General features: G+C 67.1%; 8 protein-coding genes. 5 read left to right on the top strand and 3 right to left on the bottom strand.

Features of this window, described 5'->3' with window-relative positions; translation table 11 throughout:
- The coding region (locus tag R1101_RS0111365) for a benzoate/H(+) symporter BenE family transporter (protein ID WP_016933554.1) at window positions 1-452 on the top strand (452 nt) is incomplete at its 5' end.
- Here the strand turns inward: R1101_RS0111365 and R1101_RS0111360 are convergent.
- The 3 genes from R1101_RS0111360 to R1101_RS0111350 form a co-directional block, all read right to left on the bottom strand.
- Complete coding sequence (locus R1101_RS0111360; RefSeq protein ID WP_016933553.1) at window positions 442-2,841, bottom strand: ATP-binding cassette domain-containing protein; 2,400 nt, start codon at window positions 2,839-2,841, stop codon at window positions 442-444. The genes R1101_RS0111365 and R1101_RS0111360 overlap by 11 nt on opposite strands.
- Before the next feature lie 82 nt (window positions 2,842-2,923).
- Complete coding sequence (locus R1101_RS0111355) at window positions 2,924-3,334, bottom strand: VOC family protein (protein WP_026003156.1); 411 nt, start codon at window positions 3,332-3,334, stop codon at window positions 2,924-2,926.
- A gap of 5 nt (window positions 3,335-3,339) precedes the next feature.
- Window positions 3,340-3,789, bottom strand: a complete 450-nt coding sequence (locus R1101_RS0111350) for a helix-turn-helix transcriptional regulator (protein WP_016933551.1) — start codon at window positions 3,787-3,789, stop codon at window positions 3,340-3,342.
- Window positions 3,790-3,947: 158 nt separating this feature from the next.
- On the opposite strand from R1101_RS0111350, the gene R1101_RS0111345 reads away from it, so the two are divergent.
- From R1101_RS0111345 to R1101_RS0111330, 4 genes are all read left to right on the top strand, one after another.
- Complete coding sequence (locus R1101_RS0111345) at window positions 3,948-4,955, top strand: NAD(P)H-dependent glycerol-3-phosphate dehydrogenase (protein WP_016933550.1); 1,008 nt, start codon at window positions 3,948-3,950, stop codon at window positions 4,953-4,955.
- 109 nt (window positions 4,956-5,064) lie between these two features.
- The gene (locus R1101_RS0111340) at window positions 5,065-5,739 is read left to right on the top strand and encodes a nitroreductase (protein ID WP_016933549.1); all 675 of its coding nucleotides are present in this window, start codon (window positions 5,065-5,067) and stop codon (window positions 5,737-5,739) included.
- A 168-nt stretch (window positions 5,740-5,907) separates the two neighbouring features.
- On the top strand, window positions 5,908-7,134 hold the full coding sequence (aztD, locus tag R1101_RS0111335) for a zinc metallochaperone AztD (RefSeq protein WP_016933548.1): 1,227 nt from the start codon (window positions 5,908-5,910) through the stop codon (window positions 7,132-7,134).
- A 232-nt stretch (window positions 7,135-7,366) separates the two neighbouring features.
- A partial coding sequence (locus R1101_RS0111330) for a glycosyltransferase 87 family protein (RefSeq protein ID WP_016933547.1) occupies window positions 7,367-8,466 on the top strand: 1,100 nt, incomplete at its 3' end.

Genomic DNA, 8,466 nt, shown 5'->3' with positions numbered 1-8,466 from the left:
CGGCCGGCCACAACCCGCCCGTCAACGTCTCGGCGATCGCGTGCGGACTGTGGTCCTTCCCCGCTGCCTGCGTCGGTGCCGTGTCGACCTGCCTCACCGGACCGACCAACGCGCTGCTCGTCGCCTCCGGGGAACGCGCCCGTCAGTACACGGCGGCGATCACGTGCGGCGCCCTGGCAATCGTCTTCGGCCTGTTCGCACCGCTGTTCGTCCGGTGGATGATCGCCGCGCCCGCCTCGTTCGTCGCGACCCTCGGCGGCCTGGCGATGCTCAAGGCGTTGCAGGGCGCCTTCGTGGCCGGGTTCGCGCACAAACACACGATGGGTGCGCTCGTCGCGTTCGTGGTCACCGCCTCGAACATCACCGTGTGGAACATCGGTGCGGCATTCTGGGGGCTCGTCGCAGGCGTGGCCGTGTCGTGGCTGATGGAGCGTCCGGATTTCAGCCGCTGACACCGGCGCCGACGTAGGCGGCGAGATGCTCACCGGTGAGCGTCGACCGCTTCTCCACCAGTTCGGCGGGGGTGCCCTCGAAGACGACGCGTCCACCGTCGTGGCCGGCGCCGGGACCGAGGTCGATGATCCGGTCGGCGTGGGCCATCACGGCCTGGTGATGTTCGATGACGATCACCGACTTCCCGGACTCGACGAGCCGGTCGAGCAGACCGAGCAACTGTTCGACGTCGGCGAGGTGCAGACCCGTGGTGGGTTCGTCGAGGACGTAGATCTCCCCCTTCTCGGCCATGGCCGTGGCGAGTTTGAGCCGCTGCCGTTCACCTCCCGACAGGGTGGTCAGGGGCTGGCCCAGCCGCAGATAGCCGAGCCCGACGTCGGACAGTCGCTGCAGGATCTTCGACGCTGCAGGTGTGCGCGCCTCGCCCCCGGCGAAGAACTCCTGCGCCTGCGCCACGGACATGCCGAGCACCTCGGCGATGTTCTGTCCCGCCAGGGTGTACTCGAGCACGGCGGCCTGGAAACGCTTGCCCTCGCAGTCCTCGCAGACCGATTCGACGGTGGCCATCACTCCGAGGTCGGTGTAGACGACGCCGGCGCCGTTGCAGGTGGGGCAGGCCCCCTCGGAGTTGGAGCTGAAGAGCGCCGGCTTGACGCCGTTGGCCTTCGCGAACGCCTTGCGGACGGGTTCGAGCAGACCCGTGTAGGTCGCGGGGTTGCTGCGCCGCGACCCCTTGATGGGGCTCTGGTCGATCGAGACCACCCCGTCGCGTCCGGCCACCGAACCGTGGATCAGTGAGCTCTTGCCCGAACCAGCCACGCCGGTCACCACGACGAGCACACCGAGGGGGATGTCGACGTCGACGTTCTGCAGGTTGTGGGTGTCGGCGCCGCGGATCCCCAGTGCCCCGGAGGGGGTACGCACCTCGGGCTTCAGCGACGCCCGGTCGTCGAGATGCCTGCCGGTGAGGGTGTCGGCATGCCGCAGTTCGTCGACCGTGCCCTCGAAGACCACCTGCCCGCCTTCGGTGCCGGCACGCGGACCGAGATCGACGATGTGGTCGGCGATCTCGATCGACTCCGGTTTGTGCTCGACGACGAGCACGGTGTTGCCCTTGTCGCGCAACTGCAGCAGCAGGTTGTTCATGCGGGCGATGTCGTGCGGATGCAGACCGATCGTCGGTTCGTCGAACACGTAGGTGACGTCGGTCAGCGATGACCCGAGATGCCGGATCATCTTGGTGCGCTGCGACTCTCCCCCGGACAGAGTGCCGGTGGGACGATCGAGTGAGAGATAGCCCAGCCCGATCTCCGTGAAGGAGTCGAGCAGATGCCGGAGCCCGGCGAGCAGTGGAGCGACCTGCGGAAGATCCAATCCGCGAACCCATTCGGCGAGATCGCTGATCTGCATCGCGCACACGTCCGCGATGCTCCTGCCGTCGATCTTCGACGACCGCGCCTCTGGGGCGAGACGCGTCCCCTCGCAGTCCGGGCATGTGGAGAAGACGACCGCCTTCTCGACGAACGCGCGGATGTGCGGCTGCATCGCGTCGAGATCCTTGGACAGGAACGACTTCTGGATCTTCGGGATCAATCCTTCGAAGGTGACGTTGATGCCTTCGACCTTGACCTTGGTGGGTTCCTTGTACAGCAGGTCGTGGAGTTGCCTCTTGGTGAACTTCGCGATCGGCTTGTCGGGGTCGAAGAAGCCGCACCCACGGTAGATCCGGCCGTACCAGCCGTCCATGCTGTAACCGGGGATCTTCAGGGCGCCTTCGTTGAGAGAGAGACCGTCGTCGTAGAGCACGGTCAGGTCGAAATCGGATACCGACCCCTTACCCTCGCAGCGCGGGCACATGCCGCCGAGCCGGTTGAAGGTCACCTTCTCGGCCTGGGTCTTCCCCGCGCCCCGCTCCACCGTCACCGCGCCGCTCGCCCGCACCGACGGCACGTTGAACGAATAGGCGTTGGGCGGACCGATGTGCGGCTGCGCGACCCGGCTGAACAGGATGCGCAGCATCGCGTTGGCATCGGTGGCGGTGCCGACCGTCGAGCGCGGGTTCGATCCCATCCGCTCCTGTCCGACGATGATCGCCGCGGTGATGCCGTCGAGCACGTCGACGTCCGGGCGGGCCAGGGTCGGCATGAAACCCTGCACGAACGCGCTGTACGTCTCGTTGATCAACCGCTGGGATTCTGCGGCGATGGTGCTGAACACCAGCGAGCTCTTCCCCGAGCCGGACACACCGGTGAACACGGTGAGCCGCCGCTTCGGGATCTCCACGCTGATGTCGCGGAGATTGTTCACCCGTGCTCCGTGTACCCGGATCGCGTCGTGGGTGTCGGCGACGTGCTCTTCGTGTGCCGGTGCGTCCTTCGTCGAGGTCATGGTCGAAGACTCCAGTGTTCGTATCGGTACGGACTCGGAAACGAATACAACGATCGGAGAGTAAGGCCGATCGTAGGATCGGTCAGCGCAATTGCTGGATGCGGACCATGTTGCCCGCGGGATCGCGGAGAGCGCAGTCGCGGACGCCGTACGGCTGGTCGGTGGGTTCCTGGACGATCTCGGTGTCGCCGGCCTGCAACTGCTCGAACGCCGTGTCGAGATCCTTCGTGGCGAGGATGATCGACGCGAAGGTGCCCTTGGCCATCATCTCGGCGATGGTGGCGTTCTCCTCCTCCGTGATGCCGGGGTCGGCGTCCGGCGGGTACAGCACCAGGGACGTACCGGGAGTGTCGCTGCGTCCGAGCGTGATCCAGCGCTTCCCGGCGTAGCCGACGTCGTTGAGGACCTCGAAGCCGAGCAGATCGCGGTAGAACGCGAGGGACGCCTCGGGATCGGTGTGCGGAAGGAATGTCTGGTGAATGGTGATGTCCATGCCGATCACGGTAGGACCGGCGGACCCGTCCGCGCTTCTCGATTCCTGATCGGTCTGGTGACATTCTTGGCCACGCACGACGGGATCCCGTTCGTCTCCTCGGATGCCTGTGTGCGGTAGACGCTCGGAGGCACACCGACGAGTTCCGTGAACCGGGTGCTGAAGGTACCGAGCGACGAGCACCCCACCTCGAAACACACCTCGGTCACGGTGAGATCGCCGCGTCGCAGCAGGGTCATGGCCCGCTCGATGCGCCGGGTCATGAGATACGAATAGGGCGACTCGCCGTATGCGCTGCGGAACCGGCGGCTGAGATGTCCGGCCGACATGTTCACGCCCCGCGCGAGCGCCTCCACATCGAGGGGCTGCGCGTACTCGCGATCGATGCGATCGCGGACGCGGCGCAGCAACGCGAGGTCGCGCAGACGCTGATCGGTGACGGGTCTACCGGGCACGGTCCGATCGTGCCACGTGGCGGCGTCACAATCCGTTCCTCGTGGGAGTCCACAGACGATTCACCCCGTGAGGACCACGGAAGCACAAACACGACCCGGCGAACCCGGAAAACTGACAACCTGTCCCTACCTGCTCATGGACGGACGAAAGGTCACCGATGGCTCGTGCGGTTCGCGTCGTCGTTCTCGGATCGGGGTCGTGGGGCACCACGCTCGCCTCCCTGTCCGCGCGGAACACTCCGACGACACTATGGGCGCGGAACGACGACACGGCCCGCGAGATCGACACCGAGCACCGCAACCGCCGGTACTTCGGTGAACGCCCTCTGCCGCAGAGCCTGCGCGCAACCTCCGATCTGGCCGAGGCCGCGCGCGAAGCCGACGTCCTGGTCGTCGGTGTCCCGTCGCATGCGATGCGCAAGACGCTCGAACAGGTCACGGACGAGGTGCGAGCATGGGTGCCGGTCGTCTCCCTCGTCAAGGGTCTCGAGCCGGGCACGCGGCTTCGGCCCACCGAGGTGATCACCGAATGTCTGCCGGGACATCCCGTCGGGTTACTGGCCGGGCCGAACATCGCCGGAGAGATCGCCGACGGGATGGCCGCCGCGGCGGTGGTCGCGATGCAGGACGAGGCAGTGGGAGCCGCACTGCAACCCCTCTTCGCCACGTCGCTGTTCCGCGTCTACCGCAACACCGACGTGCTGGGCTGCGAACTGGGCGGCATCCTCAAGAACATCGTGGCGATCGCGGCCGGAATGGCCGAAGGGCTCAGCGTCGGCGACAACACCCGGGCGATGGTCCTCTCCCGCGGACTGGCGGAGATGACGCGGCTCGGGGAAGCCATGGGCGCGGACCCGCGTACGTTCGCCGGGCTCACGGGCATGGGAGATCTGATCGCGACGTGCACGAGCCCGTCGTCGAGGAACCGCAGGATCGGGGAGGCGCTGGCGCGCGGACTCGGCATCGACGAGGCCGTCGAGGCACTGGGGCAGGTCGCCGAGGGGGTGAAGACCGCGCCGACGGTCATGGAACTTGCACACGAGTACGGGGTGGAGATGCCCATCGCGGCCGAGGTCGCGGCGGTGGTGACGGGGAAGAGCACCCCGACCGACGCATACCGGGGCTTGCGTCGCGTCGCTCCCGGCCATGAGGAGGACATCGTCTGACCCCTTGTTCGACGTTCCCCGGCAGGTGCCGGAAAGCCGAACGAAGAGGTGCCTCCCCCTCCCACAGGCTGAGCGAACGCTAATTGAAATGTTGTGCCATCGTGGTGCCATGACTTCTGCCGCCGACACGCTGTCGTCCCTCCTCGACACTCGTTTCAGCTGCCGCGCGTTCCTGACCGAGCGGGTCCCGCGCGAGGACATCGAACGCATGCTGCTCATGGGGCAGCGCACGGCGTCCTGGTGCAATTCGCAACCGTGGCAGACCCACATCGTCAGCGGCGAGACCATCGACCGCCTGCGCGAGGCCGTCTACGCGCAGGCCACCTCCGGCAATCCGGATCCCGACATCCCGGGGCCCGCCGAATACCGCGGCGCGTACGCCGAACGTCGACGCGGCGCCGGCTATGCCCTGTACAACGCGCTCGGTATCGCACGCGACGACTACCAGCGCCGCACCGAGCAGATGCTCGAGAACTACCGCTTCTTCGGCGCGCCGCACGTCGCGATCATCACCACCGACAAGGCCCTCGGCGTGTACGGGGCGGTCGACTGCGGTGGGTACGTCTCGACGCTGCTGCTCGCCGCCGAATCGCTCGGCATCGCCGCCGTTCCGCAGGCTGCCGTCGCAATGACCTCCACCGCGCTGCGACGCGAACTGAACATCGACGACGACCGCGACATCGTCTGCGCCATCTCGTTCGGCTACGCCGACGAGGCGCATCCGGCCAATGCGTGTCGCACGGATCGCGCCACGCTCGACGAGACCATCGAGTGGCACGACTGATCCCGGTCGTTCCGGCCGCAGGTCGCGCCCGCGGTTGAAACCGTGGTCGTTGTCGATGTTTCGGTGAATTCTCGACGACAACTGCAACCTCGGTGCCTGCCGAGTCCATGCACGCATGCGCATTACAGACTTTGACATTCATTTTCGATAGCGGCTATTTCTTTCTGCATGACAACGCTCTCCCGCTACGGCGGCGCCGCCCTCACCGTCGTCGCTGCAACCTTCGCTGCCGCATGCACCGGCACGACCGAGGCCGACACCCCCGAGACGCCCACATCCACCGCCGCCGCGGAGGTGGCGAGCGCAGAACCGCGCCTCGTCGTCACCTACGACGGCGGTGTTCTCGTCGTCGACGAAGACGACCTCTCCGTCGTCGGCGACTTCGCGCTCGACGGCTTCAACCGGCTCTCCCCCGCCGGCGACGGACGGCACGTGCTGATCTCCACCGAGGGCGGATTCCGCGTCCTCGACACCGGTAGCTGGACGGAGGCGCACGGCGACCACGGCCACCACTACTCCGGAGCGCCCGCTCTCACCGACCTGACGTTCACCGCGGAGAAGCCCGGACACGTCGTGCCGCATGCCGGGGTCACCGCACTGTTCGACGACGGCACCGGACGCATCGACGTCTTCGACCCCGCCGACCTCGCCTCGGCGACCGAACTCCCGACCCTCGACAGCCGTATGCTTCCCGAGGCCCACCACGGCGTGGCCGTCCCGATGCCCGACGGCGGCATGCTCGTCACCCTCGGCGACTCCGAGAAGCGGACGGGGGTGGCCCTGCTCGACGAGAACGGCACCGAGATCGCGCGCACCGACGAGTGCCCCGGCGTCCACGGTGAGACGGTCGCGGCCGACGGGGTCGTCACCTTCGGATGCGAGGACGGCACGGTCATCTTCCGCGACGGATCGTTCACCAAGGCGCCGGTTCCCGACCCGTACGGCCGGATCGGGAACCAGGCGGGAAGCGAGGACTCGCCCGTCGTCCTCGGCGACTACAAGATCGATCCCGACGCGGAACTCGAACGCCCCGAACGCGTCGCGCTCGTGGACACCCGAACCGCGTCGGTGCGCCTCGTCGACCTCGGCACGAGTTACACCTTCCGCTCACTCGGTCGCGGGCCGGCGGGTGAAGCACTCGTCCTCGGCACCGACGGCAACCTTCACGTGATCGATCCCGGGTCCGGGGAGATCGTCCGGCGGATCGAGGTACTCGAGCCGTGGACCGAACCCGACGAGTGGCAGGCACCCCGGCCCGCACTCGAGGTGCGCGACGGGACGGCGTTCGTCACCGATCCCACCACCGACTCGCTGCACGCGGTGGATGTGACCTCCGGGGAGATTCGCTCGGCCGAACTGCCGCGCACCCCGAACGAGATCAGCAGCGTCGACTGACTCCGCTACGGAAGTATTCGGCTTTCCGATGCAAGGGCCGGAAAGCCGAATACTCTCCTCGCGAACAGACGGCCGAGGCCTTCCCGCACTGTGATCCACCTCACCCGGCAAGCGTGCGAAACGGAAATCTCCGTCAAAACGGCTGGGGAGGCATTGTTCTCGTCGCCCGATCCCGAAGACAACGATTGTGTAACGTGGCGACGCACCTGTTTCCGACCGGGAGGTATCGCCCGTGCTGTCGACCGAAGTCCGTTCCCGACCTGTTCGATCCCTGCTGATCGCCATCGGTCTGACGGTCTCGGCGCTGGCAGTCGCGGGATACATGCGCGACGCGGTGAACGAGTACCTCATGGATCTCGACGTCTTCCGCGATGCCGGCTGGGCCTTCCTGCATCACACCCCCCTGTACACGGAGGGCTTCTTCAGTCATTCCGGCTTCCGGTTCATCTACCCACCCTTCGCGGCGTTCCTGTTCGCGCCGATGGCGCTGGTGGGCAGCACCGCACTGCAGGTGTTGTGGACGGCAGGGCTCATCGCTCTCGTGTGGTGGGTGCTCAGGGTCGTCTACCGGCGACTCGACATGTCCCAGCCGAGTCTGATCGCCGCCGCGTCGCTCGGGCCGGTGCTGTGGCTCGAGCCGTTCCGCTCCAACTTCACGTTCGGCCAGATCAACATCGTGCTCATGGCGCTCGTGGTCGCCGATCTGCTCGGCGTGATCCCGAAGCGCTTCCGCGGTGTCGGTATCGCGCTGGCCGCCGCGATCAAGGTGACCCCGGCTGCCTTCGGTCTGATCTTCCTGCTGCGCCGCGACTGGCCGTCGGCATTCCGCGCGTTGGGTGCCTTCGCCGCGACCGTCGCGTTCGGTTACTGGTTGCGCCCCGATTCGACCGTCTACTTCTGGACGACGGAGTTCTTCGCGACCGACCGTGCCGGCGACCCGTCGTTCTTCCGCAATCAGGCCCTCACCGGTCTCATCGCCCGCTTCGACTTCTCCGACGGCACCGCCAAGGCACTGTGGCTGGCCGGTGCGCTAATCATCGTGGCCGGTACCGCGTGGGCCGCCTACCGCTTCCTGCGGGCCGACGAGCCGGTGGTCGCGGTGGCCCTGGTGGGCCTGGCGTCGCTGCTCGCCGCTCCGATCGCCGTCACCCACCACTGGGTGTACGCCCTGTTCCTCGTGCCGCTGCTGATCGCGCCGGCCTACCGCCGCTGGTGGCCGGTGCTGCTGCCCGCCACCGTGGTCTTCCTCATCGGACCCAACCACCTGCTGCGTGAAGCGTCCTCGGGTGGCTGGGTCGAGCAGCTTCTCCTCGAAGTCCTCGGGACCTCGCA

Source organism: Rhodococcus sp. R1101, assembly GCF_000278445.1.
GTDB classification, from domain to species: domain Bacteria; phylum Actinomycetota; class Actinomycetes; order Mycobacteriales; family Mycobacteriaceae; genus Rhodococcus; species Rhodococcus gordoniae.
The sequence above is the reverse complement of the archived record's forward strand: the minus strand, read 5'-3'. Positions and strand labels throughout refer to the sequence as shown.